This is a genomic window from Serratia sp. PL7 (assembly GCF_945957435.1).
On the sequence record NZ_CAMFLB010000008.1, the window covers coordinates 69675 to 84856 of the forward strand.

At 54.0% G+C, this 15182-nt stretch carries 16 protein-coding genes; 6 read left to right on the top strand and 10 right to left on the bottom strand.

Features of this window, described 5'->3' with window-relative positions; genetic code table 11:
* Positions 1-340: 340 nt before the first annotated feature.
* Positions 341-1336, top strand: a complete 996-nt coding sequence (locus tag N6G83_RS27975) for a YadA-like family protein (protein WP_211134574.1) — start codon at positions 341-343, stop codon at positions 1334-1336.
* A gap of 125 nt (positions 1337-1461) precedes the next feature.
* On the top strand, positions 1462-2343 hold the full coding sequence (locus N6G83_RS27980; RefSeq protein WP_211134575.1) for a leucine-rich repeat domain-containing protein: 882 nt from the start codon (positions 1462-1464) through the stop codon (positions 2341-2343).
* Between the two features lie 326 nt (positions 2344-2669).
* Here the strand turns inward: N6G83_RS27980 and lpxM are convergent, their stop codons facing one another.
* From lpxM to znuA, 3 genes are all read right to left on the bottom strand, one after another.
* On the bottom strand, positions 2670-3638 hold the full coding sequence (lpxM, locus tag N6G83_RS27985) for a lauroyl-Kdo(2)-lipid IV(A) myristoyltransferase (RefSeq protein ID WP_024528734.1): 969 nt from the start codon (positions 3636-3638) through the stop codon (positions 2670-2672).
* Positions 3639-3830: 192 nt separating this feature from the next.
* Entirely contained in the window at positions 3831-5153 is a 1323-nt protein-coding gene (mepM, locus tag N6G83_RS27990) for a murein DD-endopeptidase MepM (protein ID WP_024528733.1), read from the bottom strand.
* A 21-nt stretch (positions 5154-5174) separates the two neighbouring features.
* Positions 5175-6116: a zinc ABC transporter substrate-binding protein ZnuA gene (znuA, locus tag N6G83_RS27995; RefSeq protein WP_024528732.1), complete on the bottom strand. Its 942-nt coding sequence runs from the start codon at positions 6114-6116 to the stop codon at positions 5175-5177.
* A gap of 78 nt (positions 6117-6194) precedes the next feature.
* Between znuA and znuC the strand changes: the two genes are divergently transcribed.
* Both znuC and znuB read left to right on the top strand, forming a co-directional pair.
* Positions 6195-6953, top strand: coding sequence for a zinc ABC transporter ATP-binding protein ZnuC (znuC, locus tag N6G83_RS28000; protein WP_024528731.1), 759 nt, complete (start codon positions 6195-6197; stop codon positions 6951-6953).
* Positions 6950-7735, top strand: a complete 786-nt coding sequence (gene znuB, locus N6G83_RS28005) for a zinc ABC transporter permease subunit ZnuB (protein WP_074028721.1) — start codon at positions 6950-6952, stop codon at positions 7733-7735. The genes znuC and znuB overlap by 4 nt, the downstream gene beginning before the upstream one ends.
* 42 nt (positions 7736-7777) lie before the next feature.
* Here the strand turns inward: znuB and ruvB are convergent, their stop codons facing one another.
* From ruvB to N6G83_RS28040, 7 genes are all read right to left on the bottom strand, one after another.
* Complete coding sequence (gene ruvB, locus N6G83_RS28010; protein ID WP_024486543.1) at positions 7778-8785, bottom strand: Holliday junction branch migration DNA helicase RuvB; 1008 nt, start codon at positions 8783-8785, stop codon at positions 7778-7780.
* An 18-nt stretch (positions 8786-8803) separates the two neighbouring features.
* On the bottom strand, positions 8804-9418 hold the full coding sequence (gene ruvA, locus N6G83_RS28015) for a Holliday junction branch migration protein RuvA (RefSeq protein WP_021806658.1): 615 nt from the start codon (positions 9416-9418) through the stop codon (positions 8804-8806).
* 136 nt (positions 9419-9554) lie between these two features.
* Complete coding sequence (gene ruvC, locus N6G83_RS28020) at positions 9555-10076, bottom strand: crossover junction endodeoxyribonuclease RuvC (RefSeq protein ID WP_021181146.1); 522 nt, start codon at positions 10074-10076, stop codon at positions 9555-9557.
* 67 nt (positions 10077-10143) lie between these two features.
* A complete protein-coding gene (locus tag N6G83_RS28025; protein WP_021181145.1) occupies positions 10144-10887 on the bottom strand; it encodes a YebC/PmpR family DNA-binding transcriptional regulator in 744 nt (247 codons plus the stop codon).
* A gap of 21 nt (positions 10888-10908) precedes the next feature.
* The gene (gene nudB, locus N6G83_RS28030) at positions 10909-11355 is read right to left on the bottom strand and encodes a dihydroneopterin triphosphate diphosphatase (protein WP_021181144.1); all 447 of its coding nucleotides are present in this window, start codon (positions 11353-11355) and stop codon (positions 10909-10911) included.
* Entirely contained in the window at positions 11355-13139 is a 1785-nt protein-coding gene (gene aspS, locus N6G83_RS28035) for an aspartate--tRNA ligase (protein ID WP_024528729.1), read from the bottom strand. The genes nudB and aspS overlap by 1 nt, the downstream gene beginning before the upstream one ends.
* An 82-nt stretch (positions 13140-13221) precedes the next feature.
* Positions 13222-13452: an FmdB family zinc ribbon protein gene (locus tag N6G83_RS28040; RefSeq protein ID WP_021181142.1), complete on the bottom strand. Its 231-nt coding sequence runs from the start codon at positions 13450-13452 to the stop codon at positions 13222-13224.
* Between the two features lie 201 nt (positions 13453-13653).
* Here N6G83_RS28040 and N6G83_RS28045 point away from each other — a divergent pair, with 201 nt between their 5' ends.
* Positions 13654-14226 (top strand): hydrolase, encoded by a 573-nt coding sequence (locus tag N6G83_RS28045; protein WP_065685641.1) that lies wholly within the window; start codon positions 13654-13656, stop codon positions 14224-14226.
* 77 nt (positions 14227-14303) lie between these two features.
* Positions 14304-15119: a DUF72 domain-containing protein gene (locus tag N6G83_RS28050; protein WP_173410159.1), complete on the top strand. Its 816-nt coding sequence runs from the start codon at positions 14304-14306 to the stop codon at positions 15117-15119.
* Positions 15120-15182 lie beyond the last annotated feature (63 nt).

Here is a 15182-nt window from a genome sequence, read left to right on the forward strand (position 1 = left end):
TCCGTCCCTAGTACACCTAATCTGCCAGACCTTCACAAAATTCATTGCCCACGGATATAATCCACACCTGTTAGCAATTACCATCCCAGCGTAATACACCTCACTTGAAACGCCTTAAGTCTTCGATCGAAAGTCATCAAGTCAACACATTTATGTAAGTCATTTAAAATTGATAACAGTCAATAAAAAGCCTTTACCAATACATAGAATTGACAAAATAAAGACTATAAACACAAAACAAAGACTGTGATTGTTTATGCAATGTCTATAGAAGCAAGAAAGACTATGGATGGTCATATCAAGCTCCCCAACCTTAATGACTTAATGATAGGTAGTAGAAATGACCATCCAGAAAACCCTGCTTGCTTCTTTAATCACGCTGGCCGCAATTAGCGGTATCGCCCATGCGGATAGCTTCGCAGGTGCGTTGACAGAGCTGCAAACCATCCAATCAGGCATGAGTCAGGAAGAAATAAATCAGAAAATTCAACGCTTCATCGAGCGTGCTCCTGAAGGCACAAATATTAAAGGAGTGTTAGAAGACCTCGGCTTAACCTACACCAGCCCGACGGTAAATACTCTCCCCCATCAGGCGCTGATTACCCCCCATCTCGATGCGCCAGTGATTGATCGCTCTTCGCATCTGGACAGCAACGCGACTCAGGAACAGCGCGATACCGCCAAAGCTGCCGCAGAGGAACTCGCTGCCTATCACCACAACAATCCCGAAGGTAATCCGACACATCAGAATGCCCCAGCTTCACATCAGGACGATCGGCAAAACGAACAGAGCACATTAACCGCCGGAAAATATGCCTCGGCTAATATCCCCCGCGACGGTATTGATGGTAAGAACGGTGCCGATGGCAAAGACGGACAATCCATCACTGGTAAGAAAGGGGCTAAAGGCAAAGATGCGGATATGACACTGGTTAACGCCAATGTCGTTGCTCTGCGCGGTGTACGTAACGAACAGGCCGCACAGGGTGCTTACATTCAACAAAATAGCGCCAACGTTGCTCTTAACCGTTCCCGTATTGCCAGCAACAGTGCCGCGATCAATCAGAACTCGCATGATATTGCCGCCAACCGCAAGGATATCGATGAAAACACCAAAGATATCAAACGAGTCGGTGCGATGGCGCAAGCGGTCAGTTCGCTGCATTATAACCGCAATGAGTCTGGCTACGCCGTTGCCGCCGGGGAATATGATGGTGAAGCCTCCATCGCGGGTGGTATGCAATTTAGTACCTCACAAGACAGTGCCGTCACCATGCAAGTTAGCTGGGACGGCAACGCCACGGGCGCCGGCGTCGGTTTCCATTCAAACTTTTAAGCCGTAAACCTCTCCAAACCCTCGGGTGCTTTTGGCATTCGAGGTCAACACCGCCAAATTTTTGTTCCCCCACCTCCCCCGCTTGCGTACCATCAGTCGATATCCGCAATTTTGGAGAGTCATTCATGCTGCACCAGCATCACCGGCAACACACTCAGGGTTCGTTGGATCTCGATAACCAGCAGTTGGAAAACCTAAGCGAGGAAAGCCTCAGTGGATCCTCCTTGCAAAAAATCAGCCTGTACAATAATCGCCTAACCAGCTTCCCAGAACGGATATTTCACCACCACGGCCTGAAAGTGCTAAATATTTCCTGCAACCAGATTGCCCTGTTCCCCGCTGAAATCGGTATGTTAAACCAGTTGCAGATGCTGGATTTTGGCCACAATCAGGCAGCAACAATTCCAGCCGAAATCGGCGAGTTGCGTGAATTAAAATATCTGTATTTGAGTGATAACGGCTTTAGCCAGTTGCCAGATTCGCTGCGCCAACTACAAGCATTGTGCTACCTGAATCTGACGGATAATCAACTGACAGAGATCCCCTCGGCGCTATGTGCTCTGGCCTCGCTACAAGAGTTGCGTCTCTACAATAACGCCATTACCGCGTTGCCCTCAGAGATCGGTATGCTGGAGCAACTACGTGAATTGCACCTGATGAAAAACCGTCTCACTACCCTGCCCAGCGAGATCGCTCAGCTGTCAGAGTTACAGGTGATGGATTTGGAAAACAACGCCATTGCGTACTTACCCGATCAATTCTGCCAGTTGCCCAAGCTGACCACCCTCAACCTGCGTTTCAACCAGTTATCCCGGCTACCTGAAGACTTTGGTGCATTGAGTTCACTGGTTTCATTAGACTTGCGTGCAAACCGATTAAGCGAATTACCGGCCAGCATGGCGCAAATGAAAAATCTGCGGCGACTGGATCTGCGTTGGAATGATTTCGACCATTATCCTGCGGTGCTTGAACCGCTGATCCAACAGGGCTGTATGGTGCATTGTTAAGAGTCTGCCCAAAATCCACAGCGGTTGATGAATATACGACGCATGGGTGCTCTGGATCTTGGTATCTGAAGCCAAAGTGTGGATACAAAGAGAAAGGCCCCGAGTCGATAACATCAACCCGAGGCCAATTCTAACGCCCACATAACGTGTGGTTAGCTATTACCTGCCGAGAGGCAAGGAGCTGGTCCGTCGTTGCAGATTGTCAAAAGTTGCTGAAATTGTAAGAAACGACAAGGCTAGACTGTACGGGCGTTACACGTGCTGCGTCCATTTAGCAGCACGTGTAACTCCCCTGGAGTACGAGTCGGTTGAAGTGGAGAACTGCCTTAACGATATAAATCGTCCCGCGAGTAAGGTTCAATCTCACCTTCCTTGCGCGTTTTCAGCAGCTTCAAAATCCAGGTATATTGTTCCGGATTAGGACCCACCAGGTTTTCCACTTCTTCGTTCATGCGGCGCGCAATGCGAACATCGTCGGCTTCGGCCAGATCATCCATCGGCTCACGGATATAAATGTCCAGCATACTGGTTTTACCGTCATAAACCGGGAATAGCGGCACGATCGCCGCTTTGCAGACTTTCATCAGGCGGCCGACCGCAGGCAATGTGGCTTTATAGGTCGCAAAGAAATCCACGAATTCACTGTGCTCGGCACCGTGATCCTGGTCGGGCAGATAATAGCCCCAATAACCATGGCGCACCGAACTGATGAAAGGCTTGATACCATCGTTGCGGGCGTGCATGCGGCCACCAAACTTGCGGCGCACGCTATTCCACAGATAGTCGACCAGTGGGTTGCTCTGGTTATGAAACATCGCCGCCATGGGTTGCCCACGCGCAGCCATCAGCATCGCTGGCACATCAACGGCCCAGCCGTGCGGCACCAGGAAAATCACGTTGCGGCCTTCCTCACGGATTTTATCCAGCACGTCTTCACCGTGCCAACGCACGCGCTTGAGCACCTTTTCCGGTTTGGTACAGGCCAGTTCTGCCATCAGGATCATCGATTGCGGCGCGGTAGCAAACATCTCATCGATAATATGCTCGCGTTGCTGTTCTGGCAGTTCCGGCATGCAATAGAGCAGATTGATACGGGCGCGGCGTCGTGCCCCTTTCGCAACCTTGCCAGCCAGTTTACCAATCGCACCCAGTAATGGGTCTCGCATTCGAGCAGGGACCAGAGAAATACCGGCCATCAGCCCGGTTCCCAACCAAACGCCCCAGTAGCGCGGATGATAGAAGGCTTTATCAAATTGTGGGATGAACTCTACGTTCGATTTCTTCTCGTTTTGCATGACCTGCTCTTTATTCAACGCACCTGCTCGGAAGATATAAACTATATACCTAGTTGCAGTCAGGCGGGTGAGCCAGGTTAAAACCATCACCGTTCACTGACAAAATGCAGCTATCGTTATCTCGAGCAGGCATTAATAAAAAAACATCGGCCCGAAATCAGGCCGATGGGAAATCATAAGGGATAGCGATGGTTAATCCAGCTGCAGCTGCGGCACCACTTCCTTCACCTGTGCCAGATAATCGCTGCGATCTTTCCCCATCAGCCCTTCAGAGCGAGGCAATTTAGCCGTCAATGGGTTAACCGCTTGCTGGTTAGTCCACATTTCATAATGCAAATGTGGGCCGGTAGAGCGGCCGGTGTTACCGGAAAGTGCAATGCGATCGCCACGTTTCACCTTCTGCCCTGGCTTGACCAACAGCTTTTTCAAGTGCATATAGCGCGTGGTGTATTGGCGGCCATGACGGATCGCCACATAGTTACCTGCCGCGCCACTGCGCTTGGCGATCACCACTTCACCGTCACCCACCGCCAACACTGGCGTGCCGACCGGCATGGCGAAGTCGACACCTTTATGCGGTGCAATGCGCCCGGTCACCGGATTTACGCGGCGTGGATTAAAGTTGGAAGAAATACGGAACTGCTTCATGGTCGGGAAACGCATAAAGCCACGTGCCAGACCGGAACCCTGGCGATCGTAGAACTTGCCGTCATCGGCGCGGATAGCGAAGTAATCTTTGCCGCTGCTACGCATACGTACGCCCAACAGTTGGCTTTGCTCGCTCTTGCCATCAAACTCTTCACGCGACATCAACACCGCGAACTGATCGCCTTTGCGCAGCTTGCGAAAATCAAGCTGCCATTGCAGGGCTTTGATCACCGCATTGATCTCGGCACGGGTCAGGCCAGCCGCCGAGGCACTGCTGACAAAGCTGCCGTTCAGCTTGCCGCTCAGCACGCTGTTGCGCCATTCACCCTTCTGGGTTTCCTTGGTTTCTTTAAAGGAATTGCCTACGCGATCGTAGGTACGGGTTTCACGGCGTGAAACCTCCCAGGTCAGGCGCTTAAGATCGCCATCTTCGGTAAGCGTCCAGGAGAGTTGCTGGCCAATTTTCAGGTTACGCAAATCGCGGTTCTGCGAAGCCAGCAGCGAAACATCCGACATTTCGATGCCGTACTGGGTCAGAATACTGCCGAGCGTGTCACCGGTAGAAACCACATATTCATGCACACCCTCCTCTCCGGCGACCTTCTGGTCCAGCTCATCCTCAGGGATGTCATCATCGGGGGTAGGTTGGTCGGCATCAATAGGTTCACTGGCTTCGGGCTGCAATGCCCTTAACTGGTTGGCTTCCAACTCGACGCTTTTAACGATAGGGTTATGTTCTGGGTGATAAACGGAAGGCCGCCAAACAGCGACGGCCAACGTAACGACTGTCAACGACCCTAGCATTACGCGATGGGGCCGAGGCAGGTTGTTATACGCCAGAGTGATAGTTCGGACTATCTTCTGCACTCAATAATATCCTCATAATCTTTACTTCAGGCAGCTCACGTACTGGTTGGACAGCGCTGTCAGGAAGTTCCCGTAGCTGTCTTTCCCCAGTTCGATGCCGGTGCCCAGCGGGTCCAGCGTTCCAGAACGCACAGTGGTACCCTTGGCAACGGCATTAATTACGGCCGGTCTGAATTGTGGCTCAGCAAAAACGCAGACTGCTTTCTGCTCAACCAACTGTGTTCGAATTTGGTGTAAACGCTGTGCGCCAGGTTGAATTTCGGGATTAACGGTAAAATGGCCCAGTGGGCTCAAGCCGAAGTGTTTTTCAAAGTAGCCATAAGCGTCATGAAAAACAAAATATCCCTTACCTTGCACAGGCGTTAGCATCTTAACAAGATTTTTATCAGTTTGCGCTAGCTGATCCTCGAACTGGCGCAGGTTTGCGTCTAATTTGTCCTTCTTTTGCGGCATAAGTTCCAATAATCTGTCGTGAATCGCGATCGCGGTCACTTTTGCCACCTCTGGCGACAGCCAAACGTGCATATTATAGTCACCGTGATGATGGTCATGTCCATCGTCGCCATCCGCATGACTATGCGCTTCGGCTGCATGATCATGGTCATCGTCGTCATCGCCTTTCATCAACAACGGCTGTACCGCAGGCAGTTCACCGATCGCCAATTGCCTATTCGCGGGCAGCTGCGTCAGGGATTTGGTCAGAAAAGCCTCCATATCTGGCCCGACCCAAAGCACCAGGTCGGCGCTACGCAGCCGCTGAATGTCCGACGGGCGCAAGGCGAAGTCGTGGGGCGAGGCGCCGTCCGGTAATAAAATCTCGGTAGGCGTGACCCCATCTGCAATAGCGGATGCGATAAAGCCCAGCGGGCGGATAGAGGTCACTACGGCGGCCGTTGCATTGCCCGCCATCACCAAAGCCGCCGCCAGCAGAGTGCGTTGCAGCCATTTATTTTTCTGTCCCATCATCAGTAATCCCGTCGTTTTCAGCAAAGAAGCGTGATATTATAACATTCGGTTAGTTCTGCAAAATGTAATCACGATATGTCTACACTGGCAACGCTAAAAAATATTTCTGTTTCTTTTGGTACCCGGCGGGTACTGACAAATATCTCTCTCAACCTGCAACCGGGTCGTATTCTGACGCTCCTCGGGCCTAACGGGGCCGGCAAGTCAACGCTGGTTCGCGTAGTGCTGGGCTTAATTGCCCCAACGGAAGGCACGCTGGAACGTCTGCCTGGGCTGCGCATTGGCTATGTGCCGCAAAAGCTGCATCTCGATGCCACCCTGCCCTTGACCGTCAACCGCTTTATGCGGCTCAAACCCGGGGTAAAAAAGGCCGATATCTTGCCCGCGCTCAAACGCGTACAGGCTGCGCACCTGCTGGAACAGCCTATGCAAAAACTGTCCGGCGGCGAAAACCAGCGGGTGTTACTGGCACGAGCGCTGTTGAATCAACCGCAGTTGCTGGTGCTGGATGAGCCCACGCAAGGGGTGGACGTTAACGGCCAGTTGGCGTTATACGACCTGATCGACCAATTGCGCAAAGAGCTGGGCTGCGCGGTGCTGATGGTTTCCCATGACCTGCACCTGGTGATGGCCAAAACCGACGACGTCCTGTGCCTGAACCAACATATTTGCTGCTCCGGCACGCCAGAAGTGGTGTCAATGCACCCGGAGTTTATCGCCATGTTCGGTAACCGGGGCGCTGAGCAGTTGGCGATCTATCGCCATCACCATAATCACCGTCACGACCTGCAAGGCAGAATTGTGCTGAAAAAAACCGGGGGCCGTGAGGCATGATTGAACTGTTATTGCCCGGCTGGCTGGCCGGTGTGCTGCTGGCTGCGGCGGCGGGCCCGTTGGGTTCCTTTGTGGTCTGGCGCAGGATGTCTTACTTTGGCGATACGTTGGCACATGCTTCGCTGCTAGGCGTTGCCTTCGGCTTATTGCTGGACGTCAACCCGTTTTACGCTGTGATTGCCGTCACGTTGCTGTTGGCTCTGGTGCTGGTTTGGCTGGAGCGCCGCCCGCAGCTGTCGATCGATACGCTGCTCGGCATTATGGCGCATAGCGCGCTATCGCTGGGTCTGGTGGTGGTCGCGCTGATGTCCAACGTGCGCGTAGATCTGATGGCATATCTGTTTGGGGATTTGCTGTCGGTGACGATCAGCGATATCTGGATGATCGGCACCGGCGTGGTGATTGTGCTGCTGGTGCTCTGGTGGCAATGGCGCGATCTGCTGTCGATGACCATCAGCCCGGAGATGGCACATGTCGATGGCGTTAACCTGCCCCGCGCACGCACCATCTTGATGCTGGTCACCGCCTTGACCATCGGGCTGGCCATGAAATTTGTCGGCGCGCTGATTATTACGTCACTACTGATTATCCCGGCGGCAACCGCACGGCGTTTTGCACGTACTCCGGAACAAATGGCCGGTTATGCGGTATTGGTAGGGATAATTGCGGTCACCGGTGGGCTGACCTTCTCGGCGTTTTACGATACGCCAGCGGGGCCTTCGGTAGTGTTAAGCGCAGCGGTGCTGTTTGTACTGAGCCTGTCAAAAAAGCAGCAGGCTTGATCTCATTACGCCAGGGACTCCCCTGGCGTAAATCCTGGATTTCTACTTCTCTTCCCGCTCGATACCAAAGTGCTTATAGGCATGATTGGTCGCCATTCGGCCACGCGGAGTACGCTGAATAAACCCCTGTTGGATCAGGAAAGGTTCGATCACGTCTTCTATCGTTTCACGCTCTTCACCGATTGCCGCCGCCAGGTTATCCAACCCCACCGGGCCACCGGTAAACTTGTCGATGATCGCCAGCAACAGCTTGCGGTCCATATAGTCGAAACCTTCCGCATCGACGTTCAGCATATCCAACGCCTGCATGGCCACTTCGCCATTGATCACCCCGTTGGCACGAACTTCGGCAAAGTCGCGCACGCGGCGCAGCAAACGGTTGGCAATACGCGGTGTACCGCGGGCGCGACGTGCCACTTCATGCGCCCCATCGGTAGACAGATCCAGCCCCAGGCAGTTGGCACTGCGGGAAACGATATGCTCCAGATCGGCCACCTGATAGAACTCTAAACGCTGCACGATGCCGAAGCGATCGCGTAATGGCGAGGTCAAGGAACCGGCACGCGTGGTGGCTCCAACCAGGGTGAACGGTGGCAGGTCGAGCTTGATTGAGCGCGCCGCCGGGCCTTCACCGATCATGATATCCAGCTGATAGTCTTCCATCGCTGGATACAGGATCTCTTCCACTACCGGCGAAAGACGGTGGATTTCGTCGATAAACAGGACGTCATGGGGCTCCAGGTTGGTCAGCATTGCCGCCAGATCCCCAGCCTTTTCCAGCACCGGACCAGAAGTGGTACGCAGGTTAACGCCCATCTCATTGGCCACGATGTTGGCCAAGGTGGTTTTACCCAACCCAGGCGGCCCGAAGATCAACAGATGGTCCAGTGCATCGCCGCGCTGTTTGGCAGCCTGAATAAAGATTTCCATCTGCTCACGCACGTGCGGCTGGCCAACGTACTCCGTCAGCAGCTTAGGACGGATCGCGCGATCCAGCACCTCTTCTTCATTGAACGGCTCGGCAGAGATCAGGCGGTCGGCTTCAATCATGGTCTACCCCTTTCCTGCCTACAGAGCGGCACGTAATGCTTCGCGGATTAATGCCTCGCAATCCGCACCCGGCTTGGCAACCTTGCTGACCATCCGGCTGGCTTCCTGTGGCTTATAGCCCAAGGCCACCAGCGCAGAGGCCGCTTCGGCTTCAATATCCATCTCCGCCGCTTTGGCCGCACTGGCCGGCAGGGGGATTTCGCTGCTGTTGTTGAACAGATCGCCGTTCAGGCCTTTGAAGCGGTCTTTCATTTCGACGACCAGACGCTCGGCAGTTTTCTTACCCACGCCTGGCAATTTGATCAATGTAGTGATCTCTTCACGTTCTACCGCGCTGACAAACTGCTGGGCAGACATGCCTGAAAGGATCGCTAGCGCCAGTTTTGGCCCCACGCCGTTCACTTTAATCAGCTCACGGAACAGCGCTCGTTCTTGCTTATCATTGAACCCATACAGCAGCTGTGCATCTTCACGCACCACGAATTGGGTAAACACGATAGCCTCTTGCCCCAGCTCCGGCAGCTCGTAAAAGCAGGTCATCGGCATATGCACTTCATACCCGACGCCATTGGTTTCAAGTAACACCAGCGGTGGCTGCTTTTCCAGAATAATTCCTCTGAGACGACCTATCATTACCCCTCCTGAATGGATCCCTGCACGTGGCGCACTGCCACGCAGTATTGATACAGCTTATACCATAAAAAAGGCTGGATGAATATCCAGCCTCAGATTACTGACATTTAGCAACACTGCCACATTGTCAACGGCTCTAACGCAAACGCCCGCGCGCCAGATTCAACCGCCCTTCACTCATACGCAGCACGTTCTGGCTGAGATGGCAGTGGGTAATGGCGATAGCCAACGCATCCGCGGCATCCGCCTGCGGATTGGCAGACAGCTTCAGCAATGAGCGAACCATATGCTGCACCTGAGACTTTTCCGCCGCACCGGTACCGACCACCGTCTGTTTCACCTGGCGCGCCGCGTACTCAAACACTTCCAGGTTTTGATTGACGGCAGCAACGATCGCCACGCCCCGCGCCTGCCCCAGCTTAAGCGCCGAGTCCGGATTCTTGGCCATAAACACCTGTTCGATAGCGAAGAAGTCCGGTTGAAACTGGGTAATGATTTCACTCACGCCAGCATAAATCAGCTTCAGGCGCGTCGGCATATCATCCACCACGGTACGAATACAACCGCTGGCAACATAGGTCAGTTGGCGGCCCTGCTGGCGGATCAGGCCATAGCCGGTGACGCGCGAGCCGGGATCGATACCCAGTATGATCGCCATTGCTACCACCACCCTGCATTGATTGTTGCCTGGCGTTGCCGGTTGGCAACGCCATCATTCACTTGCATTACAGCGTTGCAGCGATCTCGTCGGAGATCTCACCGTTATGGTAAACCTCCTGCACGTCGTCACAGTCTTCCAGCATGTCGATCAAGCGCAGTAACTTAGGCGCAGTTTCCGCATCCATATCCGCTTTGGTGGACGGGATCATGGAAACCTCGGCCGAGTCTGCCTCAAAGCCTGCGGCGGTCAACGCGTCTTTCACTTCACCCAGATTTTCCCAGGCGGTGAAGACGTCAATGGCACCATCGTCATAGGTCTGGATATCTTCGGCACCCGCTTCCAGCGCGGCTTCCATCACGGTGTCTTCATCCAGACCCGGTGCGTAGGTGATCACGCCTTTTTTGGTGAACAGATAGGCCACGGAACCGTCGGTACCCAGGTTGCCACCACACTTGGTGAAGGCATGGCGCACTTCTGCCACGGTACGGTTACGGTTGTCACTCAGGCACTCGATCATTACCGCGGTGCCGCCAGGGCCGTAACCTTCATAGATGATGGTTTCCATATTGGTATCATCATCGCCGCCTACGCCACGGGCGATAGCACGGTTCAGGGTATCGCGCGTCATGTTGTTAGACAGCGCTTTATCGATAGCCGCACGCAGACGTGGGTTCGAACCCGGATCGCCGCCGCCCAATTTGGCGGCAGTCACCAACTCACGGATAATTTTGGTGAAAATCTTACCGCGTTTGGAATCTTGTGCAGCTTTGCGGTGTTTGGTGTTGGCCCATTTACTATGACCTGCCATAAAAAATATCTCCAAAAAGAACTACTGGACAGAATGGATCACAAACTCTTCAATCGCCTGCTGATTACTCCAGGACTTGGTCAGTTTGACCGCCTCGGACGCCTCAAGCCATTGGTAAGCATGATGTTCGGTCAAGACCGGATCGCGCTCATCAGGTAACGCCAGACAGAACCAGTGCTCTTTATTACGCGTGGTTCCCGGCGCATAGCGGTGTCGCAAATGGACAAAGAGTTCAAATTCCACACAGCGCTGGCAATCGAACAACGGCAGCCCCTCTGCTGCGATATCGATGCCAATCTCTTCCATGACTTCGCGCTGTGCGGCATGCGGCGGCGATTCGGCGTCCTCAAGGCTGCCGGTCACCGACTGCCAGAACTCCGTATCATCACGCCGCTGTAACATCAGCACCCGGCCACTGGATTTTGCATAAATCACCACCAGAATAGACTCGGGCCGCTTGTAATTCATCACTCGCTCTCTTGTTCGGCTGAGGCTTTCTTCACTACGCTGATCGCCAGCTCCTGCAACGAAGCCGGGTTGGCGAAGCTTGGTGCATCGGTCATCAGACAGGCTGCTGCGGTGGTTTTCGGGAAGGCGATAACGTCACGGATGTTCTCGGTACCGGTTACCAGCATCACCAGGCGATCCAGACCGAAGGCCAAACCGGCGTGCGGAGGCGTACCGTACTTCAGCGCATCCAGCAGGAAGCCGAACTTCTCGCGTTGTTCTTGCTCATTGATGCCAAGGATACCGAAGACGGTTTGCTGCATTTCACTGCGGTGAATACGCACGGAACCGCCACCCACTTCATAGCCGTTCAGCACCATATCGTAGGCATTGGCGATAGCTGAAGTAGGATCTTTTTGCAGTTCTTCCGGGCTCATATCGCGCGGTGCGGTAAACGGATGGTGCATCGCCGCCAAGCCGCCTTCGCCGTCTTCTTCAAACATTGGGAAATCGACCACCCACAGTGGTGCCCAACTGTCGAGCTTGGTCAGGCCAAGATCGCGGCCAATTTTCAAGCGCAGCGCGCCCATGGCGTCGGTAACGATTTTAAAGCTGTCGGCACCGAAGAACAGAATGTCACCGGTTTGCGCATTAGTGCGCGCCAGGATCGCTTCCAGCACTTCGGCACTGAGGAATTTGGCAATCGGGCTTTGCACGCCTTCCATACCCGCAGCACGATCGTTAACCTTCAACCATGCCAAACCTTTGGCACCGTAGATATTAACGAAAGCGCCGTATTCGTCGATCTGCTTACGGGTCAGCTGTGCGCCACCCGGAACACAAATCGCGGCCACGCGGCCTTTGGCATCGTTCGCCGGGCCAGAGAACACTTTGAACTCAACGTCTTTGACCAGGTCGGCAACGTCCACCAGCTCCAGCGGGTTACGCAGGTCTGGCTTATCGGAACCGTAACGGCGCATCGCTTCGGCAAAGGTCATGATCGGGAATTTACCCAGATCGACGCCCTTCACGTCCAGCCACAGCTCATGCACCAGTTGCTCCATCACTTCACGCACCTGCTCGGCGCTCATGAAAGAAGTTTCCACGTCGATCTGGGTGAATTCCGGCTGGCGATCGGCGCGCAAGTCTTCGTCACGGAAGCACTTGACGATCTGGTAGTAACGGTCGAAGCCAGACATCATCAGCAGCTGTTTGAACAACTGTGGGGACTGCGGCAACGCATAGAACTTACCTTTATGCACGCGGCTTGGTACCAGATAGTCACGGGCACCTTCCGGCGTGGCTTTGGTCAGCATGGGGGTTTCGATATCCAGGAAACCGTGGCTGTCCATAAAGCGGCGCACAAAGCTGGTGATCTTGGCACGGGTTTTCAGGCGGTCGGCCATTTCTGGGCGACGCAGATCCAGGTAGCGATATTTCAGACGCGCTTCTTCGCTGTTGGTCTGGTTCGAGTCCAACGGCAGCGGTTCGGAGCGGTTGATGATCTCCAGCGCGTGGGCAAACACCTCAACCTCGCCAGTCGCCATATCCTTGTTGGCCTGGCTTTCCGGGCGCGCACGCACGGTACCGACGATCTGGATGCAGAACTCGTTACGCAGTTCGAAGGCTTTGTCGAAGGCCGCTTTCTGATCCGGATCGAAGAACACCTGCACGATGCCTTCGCGGTCACGCATATCAATAAAGATCAGGCCACCCAGATCGCGGCGGCGGTTGACCCAACCACACAAAGTGACTTCCTGGCCGACGTGGGCCAGATTCAACTGCCCGCAATATTCAGTACGCATACGCTATCCTTTTGACTTAAGCCGATTCCGCCGGAGGTTGGCAACAGTTGCTGTTTCCGCACGGCTGTTATCTGACGAATTGTTATTTATCACCCGGTTTGAAGTCTGTTGCATACCAGCCAGTACCCTTTAACTGGAAACCGCTGGCAGAGATCAACTTGGTCAGTGCGGGCTGCCCACACGCCGGGCATTGAGTCAACGGCGCGTCGGAAAATTTTTGTAGTTTCTCTAATCGATGTTGGCATGAGCCACATGCATATTCATAAATCGGCATAGATCGCTGGATTAAAGATTGGTGAAAAAAGGCGGTCATTATAAAGGAAATTCATGCGCCAGATAAGAGCGAACACGGCATTGTTGCAACGCTAAATGGTACCGAACGTTAAGAAACAACACATCGGTTAACAAATTTCCCATTAACTGGCAGCAGTTTTATCACGTAGCCTATGTCCCCGTCGTCTTTCATATGCCAGTAGCACAACCTTAAATCCACTTTACCCCTGAGATGCTCCCAATGCTAAAACTTGATGCCCAAACCACCGCCCTGGTCCTGATCGATCTGCAACACGGCATTTTACCTTACGCCGCTGGCCCGCACAGTGCCAGCCAAGTCGTCACCCATGCGGCCCATCTGGCAGGACGCTTTCGCGCGCTGAATGCCCCCGTGTTTCTGGTGCGCGTCGGCTGGTCTGATTCCTTTGCCGAAGCGCTCAAGCAGCCAGTAGATAAACCTTCACCGTCTCCGGTCGGCGGGCTGCCAGCGTCCTGGTGGGAATTCCCCGAAGCGCTGGCGGTACAAGACAGCGATGTGTTGATCACCAAACGTCAATGGGGCGCATTCTATGGTACCGATCTGGATCTGCAACTGCGTCGTCGGGGTATCAAATCGGTGGTATTGGGCGGTATCGCTACCAATATTGGCGTGGAGTCTACCGCTCGCGCAGCCTGGGAACATGGCTACGAGTTGGTGATCGCCGAAGACATGTGCAGCACCTACAGCGCCGAGATGCACCAGTTCGCCTTCGATAATATCTTCCCGCGTATTGCCCGTGTGCGAAGCACCAGTGAAATCCTTGCGGCGCTATAAGCCCGCCGTAACTTGAAAGGCGGCGCAGATAACGTTAACGTTGTTGCCAAAATGTAAAGCAGGGAAGATGACCGTTGATTTATATTGGATTACCGCAATGGCAACATCCGGCCTGGAACCGCATCGGCCTGCGCGATCTGGCGGACTACAGCCGCTACTTCAACTGCGTGGAAGGTAACACTACCTTCTACGCGTTGCCCAAGGCGGAAATTGTCCATCGCTGGCGCGATATGACCGGCGATGATTTCCGTTTTTGCTTTAAATTCCCGTCAGCGATCAGCCATAAAGCAGCACTGCGCGGCTGTGAAGCCGATATCAAGGCGTTTTATGATTGCCTGCGCCCCCTTGAAGGGCGTATCGGACAGCTGTGGTTGCAGTTGCCCGCTGCCTTTGCACCCGAGCATCTGGGCATTCTCTGGGCTTTTCTTGATGCCTTACCGCCGGAGTTTACCTACGGAGTCGAGGTCCGCCATCTGGAATTTTTCGCCAAGGGTGACGCAGAACGCCAACTGAATCAGGGTTTGCACCAACGAGGTATTAACCGCACCATCCTCGATAGCCGCCCACTTCACCATGCCAAGCCACACAGCCCGGCGATCCGCGATGCACAACAGAAAAAGCCCAAGCTGCCGGTGCATGCAGTGGTAACGGCCAACAACCCGTTGATCCGCTTTATCGGCGGTGACGTGCTGGCGGACAATCAGCGCTGGTTCGAGTCCTGGCAACAGAGGCTGCCTGACTGGGCGCAACAACATCAGCCCTACCTGTTTATTCACACGCCAGATAACAGCGATTCACCGCAGCAGGCACAGAAAATCTGGCAAGGGCTATACGGCATAATTCCGAATTTATCGATGCCTCCGGGCTGGCCAGAGCAAGAAGCCTTGTTTTAACCTATTAATCTGATGGGTCCCATCGGATATTTCCTCGCGACAGTCGCGATGATGGCAGTTATG